We start from the raw sequence: 15184 nt of genomic DNA on the forward strand, positions 1-15184 counted from the left end.
TTTCTAAGCGACAAGTACCAGATTGTCAACCGTGGGAAAGGCGGCGACGAGTGAAGAAGATCGTCCTGTTCGGCGACAGCATGCTGGGCCGGTTCACCAAGCCCCGCATCGACCAGCTCGAGGCCGAGGCCGGCGACGTGCTCGTCTTCAACTGCGCGGCGGGCGGCTGGAAGAGCGACGACGGGGCGCGCCGCGCGGCCACGATCGCCCGGACCGACCCCGACGTGGTGGTGTTGTCCTTCGGCGCCAACGACTGCGCGCCCGACCGGCTGGTGGAGCTCGACGCGTACGCCGAGAACATGCGCACGATCGCCGACGCCTTCGCCCCGGCCACGCTGATCGGGTTCCTGCCGCCCTCGATCGAGGAGATCGACGGCGTCGGCAGGCGCGGGCGCACGAACGCCGTGCTCGGCACCTACCGGGAGGTGCTGCGTGAGGTCGTCTCGGCCGCGAACGCGGTGGACACCGACGCCGCGGTGGCGCCGCTCGTCGCCGCCGGCGAGCCCGTGCACGAGGACGGTCTGCACCTCACCGGAGACGCCTACCGGCTCGTGATCTCGGCGCTCGCCGAGCGGATCTCGGCCGCCGGCACCACGTCTGACCTGCACTGATCTTCCGGAAGGCCTCGCATTGAAGCCGGAACTACAAGTCGTTGACGTTCTGAAGTTCTATAGCCTATAGTTCCGCTCCATCGTGAGCGCTCCCCGCTTCCCCCCTCCCGCTCCACCCCTCACCCTCCCGCTCCCGGTCTGGCGAAGGAGACCCATGAACCGACTTCCCCTGCGGCGCGCGCTCGGTGCGCTCGGCCTCGCCGCACTCACCGCCGCCTCAGTCACCGCGTGCGGTGGAGGCGATTCCGCGGCCGGCAACGACTTCGGCCTCGCCCAGCCCGGCACCATCACGGCGGCGGTCACGGCGGGCGACTACCCGTTCGTTTCCCCCGACGCCAGCGGCAAGCCGGTCGGCATGCTCGTGGACCTGAACAACCTCATCGCCGACCGGATGCACCTCAAGATCGTCTACAAGACGACCACCGTCCAAGCCGGACTCCCCGGCCTCACCAGCGGTCAGTACGACCTGATGTCGGTGGGCCTGGTGGCGAGCGACGAACGCAAGAAGAGCGTGGCGTTCACGAAGGCGATCTTCTGGGGCCAGAACGTGGTCGTGGTCCCGGCGAGCTCGACCGCGAAGTCCATTCCGGACCTGGCCGGCAAGCGCGTGGGCGCCGGCGCGAACAGCACGCAGGAAGACTTCGCGAAGAAGAAGATGACCACGTCGCAGCTCGTGTCCGAGGCCACTGACGGCGCGGGCGTGAACCAGCTGCTCGCGGGCAACCTCGACGCGATGGTGCTCGGCTCGACGCACGTCGGGCAGATCTTCACCGAGCACCCGGGCAAGCTCAAGGTCGCGCTGACCTCACCGCAGGACCAGCCGGGCGCCGAGGCGGTCAACAAGAAGCTGACCAAGTTCCTCGACGCCTACAACACCGAGCTCACGGCGCTCGCGAACGACGGCACGTTCCTCAAGCTGTACCAGAAGTACTTCCCGAACCTGCCGTACCCGACGCAGATGTACCAGTTCTGGCCGTCGATCCAGCAGCAGATCGAGAAGCAGGGCAAGCCGACGCCGTAGCCGGACGGGACTCGGTGCTCCGCCGCGCCTTCCCGTGGCGCGCAGCGGGGAGACAAGGGGTTTCCTGCCCACGCCGGGCAGGAAACCCCTTGTCGTTTCCGGTGTTCGGCTCCCCCGCTCAGCAGGTGACGGACACCTTGGCCCCGGCCTTGAACGACACGTGCACGTGGTCGAAGTGGTTCGCGGTGGGGCTGCCGCGGTCCTCCATCGGGTCCCAGCCGCTGCCGGTGTTGATGCGCTGGCGCCAGATCACGTACGTCACGCCGAACTCGCCCTGGTGGGCCAGCACGTACGCGGCGAGTGCGTTGCCGGTCGCGGTGTCGACCATGAAGTCGAGCGCGAGACCGGTGGGGTGGTCACTCGTGCCCGCCCGGCCGGCGCGGCCGCCGACGGAGCCGACCTTGAACTTCGTGAGGATGTGGTTGCCCACCTGGGCCGCGTTGGGCTGCGCACCGGCCAAAGTGGACGAACACGCCTTACCTGCCGACAAGGTGTTCTTCGCCGCGGGCGGCGGCTTCGGCTTGGTCTTGGCGACCGGCTTCGTCGTCGTCGGCTTCAGGGACGCGGCCGACATACGGGGAACCGATGTGCTCGGAGTCGTACTGGGGGTCGTCTGGGTCGGGCTGCTTGGCGTCGTGCTGCTCGGCGTGGGGGCGCCGGACAGCGGAGCGCTCGAAGCGGGCTGCGGTGAACTGAGGGCGAGGCGGTCGGCGGCCGAGACCTGCCCACCGCCCGGGATAGCGCCCGTCAGCCACACGAGGGCCACCAGCCCGAGGGCGGCGAACACGCCGACTCCGACTGGCAGCCGCCACGACAGCGACCGGTAGCGATGTCTTCCGGACATCCTGGTGCACCATTTTCTTAGCTCGGGGAACGCGCGCCGCTAATTCGGGGGATACGGCACACGCAAAGCGGCCTCGACATTACGAATCGGACACGGGAATGTCACTGACGAGTGATTGTCCGCACAGATCAACACTGATCGATGCAGGTCAGCAGTGATGTTGACTTTCCGGCTACCCGCCATTGACACGGCCTCAGCCGCCTTTCCGCGCAGCCCAGGTCACGGTGCGCGAGCCCGTGGTCGCGCATTCCGCCGGCGCGTTTTCCATGATCACCGCTGCGCGACCGAGCAGGGCCGAAGAGGCTTCGGAACCGATACCGAAGGGTGGACCCGGTTGACGAACCGCCGTTTTGGATCCAAACTCTCGGGGATTCCGACCCGACCTGTGGAGGCGGCATGACGTTCTCGTTCCTCAGTCACCTGGAGTGCTCCCGGACCGGAGACCGGTACGAGGCGGACCAGGTGGCCGGCACGTCGGCCGCGGGAGCACCGCTGCTCGCGCGGTACGACCTGGAGCGGGTGCGGGAAACGGTGACGCGCGAGGACATCGCGACCCGCGAGCCGAGCCTGTGGCGCTACCACGAGGTGCTGCCCGTGCGTTCGCGCGACAACATCGTGAGCCTGGGCGAAGGCCTGACTCCGCTGCTGCCGCTGCCGAACCAGGGCAAGCAGTCCGGCGTGCCGAAGCTGCTCATGAAGGACGAGGGCCTGGTGCCCACCGGGTCGTTCAAGGCGCGCGGCGCCGCGGTGGGCGTATCGCGCGCGGCCGAGCTCGGCGTGCGCGGCGTCGCGATGCCGACCAACGGCAACGCCGGTGCGGCCTGGGCGCTCTACGCGGCCCGTGCCGGGATGGACAGTCTCATCGCGATGCCCGACGACGCCCCCGCCATCACCATGAAGGAATGCCTGGCCGCCGGCGCCGAGCTGTACCGGGTGGACGGTCTGATCGGCGACGCGGGCAAGCTCGTCGGCGCCGCCGTGGCCGAACGCCAGGGCTACCAGGACGTGTCCACCCTCAAGGAGCCCTACCGGCTCGAGGGCAAGAAGACGATGGGCTACGAGATCGTCGAGCAGCTCGGGTGGCGCGTGCCGGACGTGATCCTCTACCCGACCGGCGGCGGCGTCGGCATCATCGGCATCTACAAGGCACTGCTGGAGATGCGGGAGCTGGGCTGGATCTCCGGCGACCTGCCGCGCCTGGTCGCCGTGCAGGCCACCGGCTGCGCGCCGATCGTCGAGGCGTTCAAGTCCGGGGCGACGGAAAGCACCCTGTTCCCCGACGCGCGCACCGTCGCCTTCGGCATCACCGTGCCGAAGGCGCTCGGCGACTTCCTAGTGCTGGACGCCGTCCGGGCCACCGAGGGCACCGCGATCGCGGTGACCGACGACGAACTGCTGGCCGCGCAACGGCGGCTGGCCGCACTCGAGGGCGCGTTCGTCTGCCCCGAGGGCGCAGCCTGCTTCGCGGCGCTGGACCAGCTGCGCGAGTCCGGCTGGGTGAGCGAGGACGACGAGGTCGTGGTCCTCAACACCGGCGCCGGCATCAAGTACCCCGAGACCGTGGAGGTCGACGCGCCGCTGCTGGCGAAGACCGACGCGATCCCGGCCCGGGGTGCGTTGCGAGCGCGTTAACTCTGCTCGCAGGCCATCGCCAGCTCGATTGGATCTGATCTGATGTCCCCACCTCAGCAGCCGATCTGACAGGACCGAGCCCATGAACCGACGACGTTTCCGTGCGGCGCTCCTCCTGGCCACCGCCCTCGCCCTGGGTGCCGCCTCGTGCGGCATCCAGCCGGCGAGCGCGGGCCGTGGCCCCGGCACGATCACGATCGACACCGCCAACTACCCGTCCACACTGGACCCCGGCAAGCAGTACGACACCGACACGTACTCGGTGTACCGCAACATCTTCGACCAGCTGCTGCGCCGGAACCCGAAGACGAACGCGGTCGTACCCTGGCTCGCCACGAAGTGGCAGCAGACCGATCCGCTCACCTGGCGCTTCACCATGCGCCCCGGCGTGACCTTCAGCGACGGCAGTCCGCTCACCGCCGAGGACGCGGCGTACTCGATCAGCCGGATCCTGGACAAGAAGTTCGGCAGCCAGCAGTACGCGAACTTCTCGGTGATCGACAAGGCCACGGCCGACGGCGGCGACCTCGTGGTGCACACGTCGGTGCCCTCCCCCACGCTGCTGAGCTACCTGACCACGCTCTCGGTGGTGCCGAAGGCTTACGTGCAGCGCGTCGGGGACAAGCAGTTCGCCGTGAAGCCGATCGGGTCCGGCCCGTTCGTGCTCCAGTCGGCGACGGCGGGCTCCGAGGTCGTGCTCACGGCCAACCCGAAGTGGTGGGGGCCGCCCACGCAGATCCGCACGGCCGTGTTCCGCGCGGTGCCCAACGTGGCCAGCCGCGTGGCCGACCTGCAGTCGCGCAAGGTCGACCTCGCGACCACGCTCACGCCGGACGCCGCGGACCAGATCCGCCGCGACCCGACGCTGGCGATCCTGTCCACGCCGACCGAACGCGTCGCCTACCTCGCGTACAACACGATCAAGGGCGGCGCCACGAACGACCCCCGGGTGCGCAAGGCCATCGCCGAGGCGATCGACTACGACGCCCTGATCAAGAACCTCCAGCGCGGTTACGCCAAGCCGATCAACTCCATGGCCACACCGCTGGCGTTCGGCTACGACAAGTCGTTGCCGGACAACCACCACGACCCCGAGGACGCCAAACGGCTGCTGCAGGAAGCGCACGCGGTCGGCGCGAAGCTGGTGATGGCGACCTCGCCGTCGTTCGACCCGCAGGTGGTGCAGGCGATCCAGGGTGACCTGGCGGCCGTCGGGCTGCAGGTGGAGATCCAGAACAGCGACCAGGCGACGTACCTGAAGAAGGTGCAGGACCCGGCGCACGAGTGGGGCTCGATCCGCTTCGGCAAGTGGTCGTGCTCGTGCCTCGACTCCGACGGCGTGATCTACCCGCTGTTCCACACCGGCGAGATCTGGAGCTCCTACAGCAACCCCGCCTTCGACAAGATCGTGGAGCAGGCGCGCGAGACGATCGACCCCGCGCAGCGGACCAAGCTGTACTCGCAGGCGTTCGAGCTGCTCAACCGCGACCTGCCGGGCATCGGCCTGTTCCAGGCATACGCGGTGTACGGCGCGAACTCGCGTCTGCAGTGGACACCCGACGCGTCGGAAAGCCTGTTCCTCGACCAGATGAAGGTGAGCTGACATGACGGCGATCGCAGTGTCGGCCCGCCGGAGGCGGACGAGGAGCCTGCCGGCCACCCCGCGGTACGTCGCGGGCCGGCTGGGCCAGGCCGTGCTCGCGCTGTTCGGCGTGACCACCATCGTGTTCTTCGCGCTGCGCCTCTCCGGCGACCCGGCGCGGCTGCTCGTGCCCGAGGGCGCGACGGCGGCCGACATCGAGCGGGTGCGCGAGCAGCTCGGACTGAGCGATTCCCTGTGGCACCAGTACCTTTCGTTCCTCGGCAACGCCGTGCGCGGCGACCTCGGGTACTCGTACGTGCAGAACCGGCCGGCGACAGCGCTGATCGCCGAGCGGCTGCCCTACACCGCGAACCTCGCGGTGGCCGCGCTGATCCTGTCCGTGGTGTTCGGCGTGGTCATCGGCGTCATCACGGCGCTCAAACGCGGCAAGTGGCAGGAACGCGTGCTCATGCCGATCGTCCTCATCGGACAGGCGATGCCCGCGTTCTGGACCGGCCTGCTGCTCGTGCTCGTGTTCTCGGTGGCGCTGCGCTGGCTGCCGTCGACCGGGTACGACGGGCCGCTTTCCCTGCTGCTGCCCGCCGTCACCCTCGCCTCGCTCTCGGCGGCGGCGATCGCCCGCGTGACACGCGGCGCGGTGCTCGAACAGCTGTCGCAGGACTACGTGCGCACCGCGCGGGCCAAAGGGGCGAGCACCACGCGGCTGGTGCTGCGTCACCTCGCGCGCAACAGCGCGATCCCGGTGCTCACGGTCGCCGCGCTGGAGCTGGCCAACCTGCTCGGCGGCGCGGTGGTGACCGAGGTGATCTTCGCGTGGCCGGGCATCGGCCAGCTGACGATCCAGTCGGTGTCGGCGCGCGACTTCCCGGTGGTGCAGGCGATCGTGCTGTTCGCCTCCGCGGTGTACATCGTGATCAACCTGCTCACCGACCTGCTCTACGGCGTGATCGACCGGCGCGTCGCCACCGGTGGCAACGGAGGTGCGGCGTGAAGCGGCGCGCGATCGTCATTCCCCTGGTCGTGCTGGCGATCTACGTGCTGGCCGCGGTCTTCGCTCCCCTGCTGGCGCCGTTCGACCCCGACAAGGTCACGCTCGCGCAGCGGCTGCTGCCCCCGGGCGCACACCACTGGCTCGGCACCGACGCCCTCGGACGCGACGTGCTCTCCCGCGTCATCTACGGCACTCAGGTCTCGCTGCTCGTGGCGATCGGCGCCGTCGTGGCCGGCGGTGTCGTCGGCATCGCGCTCGGCGTGCTCGCGGGCTGGCGCGGCGGCTGGCTCGGTGCGGTGATCATGCGCGTGGTCGACATCGTGCTGTCGGTGCCGTTCTTCCTGCTGGCGATCCTCGTGGTCGCGGTGCTCGGGCCGAGCCTGCTCAACGTGGTGGTGTGCCTGGCGCTCGTGCGCTGGCCGCGTTACGCCCGCGTCGCCCATTCCGCGACGCTCCAGGCCCGCGGCCGCGGGTTCGTCCGCGCCGCCACGGCGACGGGCGCGCCCGCGTGGTGGATCGTGGTGCGCCACGTGCTGCCCGAAGTGCTTCCGGTGTCCATTGTGGTCGCCACGCTGGAGCTGGGCCTGATGGTGATCTACGAGGCCTCGCTGTCGTTCCTGGGCCTCGGCGTGCAGCCGCCCACCGCGTCGTGGGGCTCGATCCTCTCCGACGGCCAGCAGTACATCGCGTCGGCGTGGTGGCTCGCGACCTTCCCGGGCATCGCGTTGTTCCTCCTCGTGCTCGCCGTGAACCTGCTGGGCGACGCGGCCCGCGACCGGCTGGACCCGGCGAAACGCGCCGAGCTGCCGCGCCCGCGGCTTCTTCGACGGATGGCGAGGCAGACCGCATGATCCCCGACTACCGAGGCGAGTTCACCGGCAAGCGCGTGGTCATCACGGGCGCGGCCGGGCTGATCGGCACGTGGACGGCCGAGGCGTTCCACGCCGAAGGCGCCGAGTTGCTGTTGTCCGACAACCGGCCCGAGCCGGTGCGGGAGCTGGCGGACCGGCTCGGCGCGCACGCGGCGGTGGCCGACCTGGCCACCGGCGCCGGCGTCGACGAGCTGATCGCGGCGATCGACGAGCGCTGGCCGACGGCCGACATCCTCGTCAACAACGCCGGCATCTACCCGCGCACGCCGGTCGCCACCACCGAGCGCGAGACCGTGGAGACGATCTTCGCCGTCAACGTCCTCGCGCCCTACCAGCTGGCGCGGCACGTGATCGCGACCATGACCGCGACCGGCACGCAGGGCTGCATCGTCAACCTGTCCTCCGGCGCGGCGAAACGCCCCACCCGCACCGGCGGCGTCTACTCCGCGAGCAAGGCGGCGCTGGAGATGCTCACCCGGTCGCTCGCCCTCGAGACGGGTGAGGCCGGGATCCGCGTCAACAGCGTGGGCCCCGGCTTCGCGCCCGGAAGCGAGGTCAGCGAACTGCCGGAGGAGCACGTCGCCAAGATGCGCCGGGCGATCCCGCTCGGGCGCACGTCCGGCCCCGGCGACGCGCCGTCGGCGATCCTCTGGCTGTGCTCCGGCGCCGCGTCGTTCGTCACCGGCACCACCCTCGACGTCGACGGCGGCCGCACCGCCGGCGACTTCACCCCCTCGGCAGGTGCGTCGTGAGCTACCCCTGGCCCGGCGGCGCCCGCGCGGCCGTGTGCTTCACCCTCGACTTCGACGGCGAATCACCTCACCTGTGGCGCACCCGGGAAAACCCGCCCGCCTCCGTCGGTGAGCTGGAGCAGCGACGTTACGGGCCGCGGCGCGGGATCCGCAACCTGCTGTCCATGATGGACAACCTGCACCTGCGGGCGACGGTGTTCGTGCCCGGCTGGATCGCCGACCGCTACCCGGAGCAGGTGGCCGAGGTCCACGCCCGCGGGCACGAGCTGGCCCTGCACGGCTGGTGCCACGAAGCACCGACGGGCCTGACGCGCGACGAGCTGCGCCGCACGCTGGCCCGCGCCGCGGACACGCTCACCGCGATCACCGGCGAACGGCCGGTCGGCTACCGCTCCCCCAGCTGGGACATGACCACCGACGTGTTCGGAGTCCTGCACGAGCTCGGCCTGACGTATGACAGTTCCCTGATGGGCGACGACCGGCCCTACCTCGTCGACGACGTCGTGGAGGTCCCCGTCGACTGGGCCACCGACGACGCGCCCTACTACCGCTACGTCGGCGGGGATCCTCGGCCGCCCGCGACCACACCGGAGGTGCTGGCCGGCTGGGCCGCCGAGATCGCGGCGGCCAGGAAGCTCGGGTCGCTGTGCATGATCACCGTCCACCCGTGGCTGTCGGGCCGGCCCGCCCGCGTGGCCACGCTGGAAGCGCTGCTCGCCTCCGTCGTCGCCGACGACGAGCTGACCACCGCATGCGCCGGTGAGCTCGCCGCGCACCACCGCGAGCACGGCACCGGATACGAAGTCCCCCTCGAGGAGTTGGGCAGGCCCGGTCATGACTGAGCTGCTGGAAGTGCAGGACCTGAAGGTGTCGTTCGGTGCCGGCCGTGAAGCCGTGCGCGGCGTCGACCTCACCGTCGGCCGCGGCGAAACCCTCGCCGTGGTCGGGGAATCCGGCTGCGGCAAGAGCCTCACCGCGCTGTCGCTGCTCGGTCTCGAACCCGCCGCCGCGCAGGTGACGGGGTCGGCGACGCTGGGCGGCACGGAGCTGATCGGCCGCGGCGAACGCGAGCTGCGGCGCCTGCGCGGCACCCGCGCGGCGATGATCTTCCAGGACCCGATGAGCTCGCTGAACCCGACCACCCGCATCGGCACGCAGATCGCCGAGGTGCTGGCCATCCACTCGCCGATGCGGCGCTCGGCCCGGCTGCGCCAGGCCGTGGAGCTCATGGAGTCCGTGGGCATCACCGACGCCGCGGCGCGAGCCCGGCAGATGCCGCACGAGCTGTCCGGCGGCATGCGCCAGCGCGTGATGATCTCGATCGCGCTGGCGGGCAGTCCCGAGCTGCTCATCGCGGACGAGCCCACCACGGCGCTCGACGTGACGGTGCAGGCCCAGGTCCTCGCGCTGCTTCGGGAACGGACGCGGGACACGGCACTGCTGTTCATCACGCACGACATGGGTGTGGTCGCGGAGATCGCCGACCGCGTCGCCGTGATGTACGCGGGCAAGGTCGTGGAGACCGGCACCGTCCGGGAAGTCCTCGAAGCCCCGCGCCATCCCTACACCGCGGCGCTGCTGCGCTCGGTGCCCGATCCCGACCGGCCGGCGGCCGGGGAACTGCCCACCATCCCCGGGCAGGTCCCCGCCGTCGGCGCGGTGCTCGAAGGCTGCCCGTTCCGCCCGCGCTGCGACCACGCCGACGACACCTGCGCCACGGCTCCGGCGCTCGTCGAGGGCGTCGCGTGCTGGCACCCGGTGTCCCGCGAATCCCAGGAGGTGGCGTGATGGCGGATCTCGTTGTCGCGGAAGGACTGGTCAAGCGCTACGCCGTGCGCGGAGGCACGATGGCGGCCGTCGACGGCGTGAGCCTGCGCGTCGGGCAGGGCACCACGCTGGCGCTCGTCGGCGAGTCCGGCTGCGGGAAGTCGACCACCGGGCGGCTGCTGCTCGCGCTGGAACGGCCCGACGAAGGCAGCGTCGAGGTCGCCGGCCAGGCCGTGCACTCGATCGGCAAGAAGCAGCTGCGCGAGCTGAGGCGCACGATGCAGCCGGTGTTCCAGGACCCCTACGACTCCCTCAACGGCCGCATGACCGTCGGGCAGATCGTCTCGGAACCCCTGCGCGTGCACCGGTTCCGCGGTGATCTCGACGCGCGCGTGCGGGAGCTGCTCGAAGCCGTCACCCTCGCGCCGGAGCTCGCGCAGCGGTACCCGCACGAGCTCTCGGGCGGGCAGCGCCAGCGCGTGGCGATCGCGCGGGCCATCGCGCTGGACCCGGAGTTCCTCGTGTGCGACGAGCCGGTGTCCGCGTTGGACGTCTCGGTGCAGGCGCAGGTGGTGAACCTGTTGCGGCGCCTGCAGGACGAGCGCGGCATCACCTACCTGTTCATCAGCCACGACCTCGCGCTGGTGCGCCACCTCGCCCACCGCGTGGCCGTGATGTACCTCGGGCGGATCGTCGAGGAGGGCGAGACCGAGGAGCTGTTCGCCGACCCGCGCCACCCGTACACCCAGCTGCTGCTCGCCGCCGCGCCCCGGCCACGCGTGCGCGACCACGAACGGCAGGAGCCGGTGGAGCAGCTCGGCGAGGCCACGAGCGCGCTGACGCGTTCGGGCGGTTGCGCGTTCGCCCCGCGCTGCCCGCTGGCCACGGACCGGTGCCGCACCGAGGATCCCGCGCTGCGGCCGCTCGCGGACACGCGAGCCGCGGCGTGCCACTACGCCGAGACCGCGCGGGTCGGGGCCGCATGATCACTCGCGACGCGTACGGAATCCCTTCGGTGGTGGCGGAAACCGAGGGCCAGGCGTGGTTCGAGCTCGGCCGCGCCGCCGCCGAGGACCGGCTGTGGCAGCTGGAGTACGACCGCCGCCGCGCGGCCGGCCGCTGGGCCGAGGTCGTGGGCGAGCCGGCCGTGGCCGCCGACCGGCTCGCGCGCCGGCTGCGCCTCGCCGACGCCGCCGACCGCGACCTGGCGGCCATGGACCCCGCCACGCTCGCGACGTTCGAGCACTACGCGGCGGGTGTCAACGCCCACGTCGCCGAGCACGGCACCGGCGTCGAGCACGAGCGCGGCGGCATCGGCTGGGAACCGTGGACGCCCCGCGACTCGCTGCTGATGTTCAAGATCCGCCACGTGTTGATGGGCGTGTGGCAGTACAAGATCGCCCGCGCCGTGCTGCGCGCGACGGCCGGTGCCGAGGCGGCCGCGAAACTGGACCCGCGGCCGTTGCCGGGCATGCGCGTGACGGTGCCGCCGCTGGGCCGGGTCGACGAGGCCCGCGCGAACCTGTTCGAGCAGGCGCGCGCCGACGTCGAGGCGGCGGCCGAGCACCTCGGCTTCCTCGGCGAGTCCGAGGGCGGGTCCAACGCGTGGGTCCTCGGCCCGAGCCGCACCGCGAGCGGGAAACCGTTGCTGGTCAACGATTCCCACCGCGCGCTGGACGTGCCGAACACCTACTGGCAGGCCCACGTGCGCTGCCCGGAGTTCAAGGTGTCCGGCGCGACGTTCCCCGGGCTCCCGGGTTTCCCGCACTTCGGCCACAACGGCCGCGTCGGCTGGGCGATCACGAACGCCGCCGCCGACGCGCAGGACCTCTACGTGGAGCACTTCCGCGGCGAGCAGGTGCGCACGGCCGACGGCTGGGCGGACGCGTCCGTGCGCGACGAGGTCATCCGGGTCCGCGACGGCGAGGACCGCGTCGAACGCTGCTGGCTCACCCCGAACGGTCCCGTCGTGCACGGCGATCCCGCGAGCGGCGCGGCCCTGTCGCTGCGCTGGACGGCCACCGACGGCGCGTGCGAGCAGTTCGGCGTGCTGCGCCGGATGCTGCTCGCCGAGGGAGTGCCCGTGCTGCTCGACGCGCAGGACGGCTGGGTCGACCCGGTCAACAACCTCCTGGCCGCCGACGTCGACGGGCACCTCGGTTACCTGCTTCGCGGGCAGCTCCCGGCACGCGGCAACCACGCCGCGACCCAGCTGCCGGTGCCCGGCTGGGAGCCCGCGCACCGCTGGCGCGGCCGCGTGCCGTTCGGCGACATGCCGCGGACCGAGGACCCGCCGGAGGACCTCATCGTCACGTCGAACAACACGGTCACCGCCGCCACGCACCCGGTGATCTCCCACGCCGTCAACGACTCCTACCGCGCCGAGCGCATCCACGAGCTGGCCGCCGCGGCCGGCCCCGCGACGGCCGGCGACATGCGCGCGTGGCAGGGCGACACGACGTCGGTCGCGGCCCGGCGCTGGGCGCAGCTGCTCGAGAGGCGCGGCCCGTACGGTGGTTTTTCGGCGGACGCGGAGCTGGCCCGCGCCGTGATCGTGGCCGGCCGGGGCGACCTCGGACCGGACGAGTCCGCGGGGCTCGTGCACGCGTGCTTCCGCCGTGAGGTCGCCGCGCGCGTGCTCGACGCCGAGATCGGCGCGGACACGCGGGCGTGGCTGATGAAGTGCGGGCTGCCGGGCATGCCGGTGGTGCTGCGCCGCTGGTTCGCGAGCCTGACCTGGCCGCGCGAGGGCGAGTGGCCCGCCGAGCGCCTCGGCGACGACCTGCTCGCCGACGCGCTCGCCGCGGCCTGGCGCCGCGTGGCGGAGACGGGCCCGCGGCCGTGGGGCGAGGTCCACCGGACGGCGGCGAAGCACCCGCTGCACCCCGTCGTCGGCGCGGAGTTCGACCCGCCGGCCGCCGGCATCGGCGGGGACAACGAGACGATCCAGAACGGCGCCTACGGCTGGGCTCCCGGCGGGCGGTTCGACATCACCAACCTGTCGGTCTACCGCCAGGTGCTCGATCTGGCCGATCTCGACGCCGCCGGCTGGGTGATTCCGGGCGGAGCGTCCGGCTCGCCCGGTTCGGCGCACTATTCTGACCAGCTGGTCGTGTGGCAGCGCCACGAGCTCGTCCCGATGCACCCGCCCGCGACCACAGCGGACGCAACCACGATCGAGGAGCCGCGACCCGGTGACTGACCAGCCCCCCGAACCGGCCAGCCTGGTCCGCACCGCGTACCGGGCGATCCGCGAGGCCGTGCTGGACCGGCAGCTGCTGCCCGGCGAGCGGGTGACCGTGCGGCCGCTGACCGAGCGGCTCGGCATCTCGCCGACGCCGGTCAAGGCCGCGCTGGCGATCCTCGAACGCGAGGGGTTCCTCGTGGCCCGCCAGCACTCGGGGTACTTCGTGGCCGAGCTGACGGTCGCGGACATGCGCGACATCTACGAACTGCGCTCCGCCGTCGACACGCTCGCCGCGCGGGACATCGCCCGCACGCAACCGGTCGAGCTGCTCGCCCGGCTGGCCGACCTCGTCGAGGGCCAGCACGCGGCGCTGGCCGCCGGCGACGTGCCGCGCTACGCCGAGCTCGACCGCGAGTTCCACGCCCTGATCTGGCAAGGCTCGGCCAACCGCCGCCTGCTGGCCATCGCCGACCTGCTCGGCGCGCAGCTGCAGCTGGGCCAGAACGTGACGATCACCGTCCCCGGGCGTCCCGAGGCCAGTCTCGACGAGCACGGGGAGATCCTGGACGCGTTGCGCTCCGGCGACACGGCGGCCGCGGAACAGGCGACGCGCCGGCACGTCGCCCAGGTGATCCGGGCGTTGGAGTCGGCTCTGCCCGAATAAGCACCGCCCGAGTAGAACTGCCCGAACAACGACACACGGAGGTGGAGCACGTGGACTTCGGGCTGACCGAAGACCAGGAAGCACTGCGCCGCGGCGCCCGCGAGCTGGCGGCGAAGTTCCCCGACGAGTACTGGGCGCGCTGCGACGCCGAGGGTGAGTTCCCGTGGGATTTCTACACCGCGTTCGCCGACGCGGGCTGGCTCGGCATCGCGATCCCCGAGGAGTACGGCGGCGGCGGGCTCGGGATCTTCGAAGCCGCGCTGCTGCTGGAGGAAGTCGCCGCGTCCGGCGCCGGGATGAACGGGTGCAGCACCATGCACCTCACGATCTTCGGCCTCAACACCATCGTGAAACACGGCAGCGCCGCCCTGCGGGAGGAGATCCTCCCCCGCGCCGCCGACGGCTCGCTGCACGTCTGCTTCGGTGTCACCGAACCCGACGCCGGCACCGACACCACACGCATCCGCACCTTCGCCCGCCGCGACGGGGACGGCTACGTGATCAACGGCCGCAAGGTCTGGATCACCAAGGCCGGCCAGTCGCAGAAGATGGTGCTCATCGCGCGCACCACCCCGCTCGAGGACGTCGAGCGGCCCACCGACGGCATGTCGTTGTTCCTCGTCGACGTCGATCCCGAAGCCGTCACGCTGACCGCGATCCCGAAAATGGGCCGCAACGCCGTCAGCTCCTACGAGGTCGCGATCGACGACCTGCGCGTGCCCGCATCGGCCCGCATCGGCGAGGAAGGCCAGGGCTTCCGCTACCTGCTCGACGGCCTGAACCCCGAACGCATCCTGCTCGCCCACGAGGCCCTCGGCCTCGGCCGCGCCGCGATGGACCGCGCCGTGGCCTACGCGCGCGAGCGCATCGTGTTCGACCGGCCGATCGGGCAGAACCAGGGCATCGCGTTCCCGCTCGCCGAAGCCCGCACGCGTCTCGACGCCGCCGCGCTCATGGCCCGCAACGCCGCCTGGCGCTACGACCAGGGCCTCTCGTGCGGGCGCGAGGCCAACATGGCCAAGTGGCTCTGCGCCGACGCGGGCTTCCAAGCCGCCGACCGCGCGATGCAAACCCTCGGCGGCATGGGCTACGCGAAGGAGTTCCACGTCGAGCGCTACTTCCGCGAAGCCCGCCTGCTGCGGATCGCACCGGTGAGCCAGGAGATGGTGCTCAACTACGTCTCCACCCACGTGCTCGGGCTGCCCAAGTCGTACTGAAGCCCAGGTCGCAACGAGCGGTC

The 15184-nt window shown here is 71.4% G+C and carries 14 protein-coding genes; 13 read left to right on the forward strand and 1 reads right to left on the reverse strand.

What is annotated here, in order from left to right:
- The first annotated feature begins 50 nt into the window (after nucleotides 1-50).
- Nucleotides 51-611 carry a GDSL-type esterase/lipase family protein gene (locus tag AB0K15_RS05415; RefSeq protein ID WP_364045848.1) on the forward strand — a complete coding sequence of 187 codons (561 nt, stop codon included), beginning with the start codon at nucleotides 51-53 and terminating at the stop codon, nucleotides 609-611.
- Nucleotides 612-765: 154 nt separating this feature from the next.
- Complete coding sequence (locus tag AB0K15_RS05420) at nucleotides 766-1632, forward strand: ABC transporter substrate-binding protein (RefSeq protein ID WP_364045850.1); 867 nt, start codon at nucleotides 766-768, stop codon at nucleotides 1630-1632.
- A gap of 118 nt (nucleotides 1633-1750) precedes the next feature.
- On the opposite strand, the gene AB0K15_RS05425 is transcribed toward AB0K15_RS05420, so the two are convergent.
- Entirely contained in the window at nucleotides 1751-2206 is a 456-nt protein-coding gene (locus AB0K15_RS05425) for a hypothetical protein (RefSeq protein WP_364045852.1), read from the reverse strand.
- 666 nt (nucleotides 2207-2872) lie between these two features.
- Here AB0K15_RS05425 and AB0K15_RS05430 point away from each other — a divergent pair.
- From AB0K15_RS05430 to AB0K15_RS05480, 11 genes are all read left to right on the forward strand, one after another.
- Nucleotides 2873-4108 (forward strand): threonine synthase, encoded by a 1236-nt coding sequence (locus tag AB0K15_RS05430; protein WP_364045854.1) that lies wholly within the window; start codon nucleotides 2873-2875, stop codon nucleotides 4106-4108.
- Nucleotides 4109-4190: 82 nt separating this feature from the next.
- Nucleotides 4191-5711, forward strand: coding sequence for an ABC transporter substrate-binding protein (locus tag AB0K15_RS05435; protein WP_364045856.1), 1521 nt, complete (start codon nucleotides 4191-4193; stop codon nucleotides 5709-5711).
- Between the two features lies 1 nt (nucleotide 5712).
- On the forward strand, nucleotides 5713-6702 hold the full coding sequence (locus tag AB0K15_RS05440) for an ABC transporter permease (RefSeq protein WP_364045858.1): 990 nt from the start codon (nucleotides 5713-5715) through the stop codon (nucleotides 6700-6702).
- Nucleotides 6699-7553 carry an ABC transporter permease gene (locus tag AB0K15_RS05445; protein WP_364045860.1) on the forward strand — a complete coding sequence of 285 codons (855 nt, stop codon included), beginning with the start codon at nucleotides 6699-6701 and terminating at the stop codon, nucleotides 7551-7553. The genes AB0K15_RS05440 and AB0K15_RS05445 overlap by 4 nt, the downstream gene beginning before the upstream one ends.
- On the forward strand, nucleotides 7550-8326 hold the full coding sequence (locus AB0K15_RS05450) for an SDR family oxidoreductase (RefSeq protein ID WP_364045862.1): 777 nt from the start codon (nucleotides 7550-7552) through the stop codon (nucleotides 8324-8326). Before AB0K15_RS05445 ends, AB0K15_RS05450 begins: the two co-directional genes overlap by 4 nt.
- Nucleotides 8323-9168 (forward strand): polysaccharide deacetylase family protein, encoded by an 846-nt coding sequence (locus tag AB0K15_RS05455; RefSeq protein WP_364045864.1) that lies wholly within the window; start codon nucleotides 8323-8325, stop codon nucleotides 9166-9168. The genes AB0K15_RS05450 and AB0K15_RS05455 overlap by 4 nt, the downstream gene beginning before the upstream one ends.
- Entirely contained in the window at nucleotides 9161-10114 is a 954-nt protein-coding gene (locus AB0K15_RS05460) for an ABC transporter ATP-binding protein (protein WP_364045866.1), read from the forward strand. The genes AB0K15_RS05455 and AB0K15_RS05460 overlap by 8 nt, the downstream gene beginning before the upstream one ends.
- Nucleotides 10114-11079: an oligopeptide/dipeptide ABC transporter ATP-binding protein gene (locus AB0K15_RS05465; protein ID WP_364045868.1), complete on the forward strand. Its 966-nt coding sequence runs from the start codon at nucleotides 10114-10116 to the stop codon at nucleotides 11077-11079. The genes AB0K15_RS05460 and AB0K15_RS05465 overlap by 1 nt, the downstream gene beginning before the upstream one ends.
- Nucleotides 11076-13295 carry a penicillin acylase family protein gene (locus AB0K15_RS05470; RefSeq protein WP_364045870.1) on the forward strand — a complete coding sequence of 740 codons (2220 nt, stop codon included), beginning with the start codon at nucleotides 11076-11078 and terminating at the stop codon, nucleotides 13293-13295. Before AB0K15_RS05465 ends, AB0K15_RS05470 begins: the two co-directional genes overlap by 4 nt.
- The gene (locus AB0K15_RS05475) at nucleotides 13288-13944 is read left to right on the forward strand and encodes a GntR family transcriptional regulator (protein WP_364045872.1); all 657 of its coding nucleotides are present in this window, start codon (nucleotides 13288-13290) and stop codon (nucleotides 13942-13944) included. The genes AB0K15_RS05470 and AB0K15_RS05475 overlap by 8 nt, the downstream gene beginning before the upstream one ends.
- A gap of 50 nt (nucleotides 13945-13994) precedes the next feature.
- Nucleotides 13995-15161, forward strand: coding sequence for an acyl-CoA dehydrogenase family protein (locus tag AB0K15_RS05480; RefSeq protein ID WP_364045874.1), 1167 nt, complete (start codon nucleotides 13995-13997; stop codon nucleotides 15159-15161).
- Nucleotides 15162-15184 lie beyond the last annotated feature (23 nt).

Origin of the sequence: Amycolatopsis sp. NPDC049253 (assembly GCF_040678995.1) — a bacterium.
Taxonomy (GTDB): Bacteria; Actinomycetota; Actinomycetes; order Mycobacteriales; family Pseudonocardiaceae; genus Amycolatopsis.